This window comes from Candidatus Protochlamydia sp. R18 (genome assembly GCF_000648255.1).
GTDB classification, from domain to species: domain Bacteria; phylum Chlamydiota; class Chlamydiia; order Chlamydiales; family Parachlamydiaceae; genus Protochlamydia; species Protochlamydia amoebophila.
In genome coordinates this window covers 1-489 of record NZ_BASL01000683.1, presented here as the reverse complement: position 1 = coordinate 489, position 489 = coordinate 1, and the positions used below count along the sequence as shown (strand labels likewise).

Below are 489 nucleotides of genomic sequence, written 5' to 3'. Positions count from 1 at the left end.
GAACCCTTTAACTCTACTGAAAAGAGTTTAATCGAATTAAAAGAGCTTTTAAATTTTGCGCAGCAATGTCGATTAAACCCTTTGAAAAACTATTTAGAATTGACCGTTGTAGGCACATTCTTAAACCAGACCTCTCAATTGGCGGAGTTTGAAAGAATCRTAAATCATTTTTCAGATGAGATAAAAACTCTTGRTTTTTCAAATCAGGCTTATTTAACAGATGCCCATCTCTTAGCATTAAAAGATTGTGAAAATCTAAAAGTGCTTCATTTAGAGGCATGTCTAGCTATTACTGACGATGGATTAGCCCATTTGAAAGCCTTAACGGCTTTGCAGCATCTCGATCTAAGCGATTGCGAGAATCTCACGGATGATGGATTAGCCCATTTGACACCTTTAACGGCTTTACAGCATCTCAATCTAAGCTCGTGCAGCAATCTCACGGATGATGGATTAGCCCATTTGACACCCTTAACGGCTTTACAGCAT

1 pseudogene is annotated in these 489 nt (G+C 38.2%); it reads left to right on the top strand.

Going from position 1 to position 489, the window contains the following annotated elements:
• Positions 1-489: pseudogene (locus TY19_RS11675) on the top strand (hypothetical protein); the annotation flags it as partial.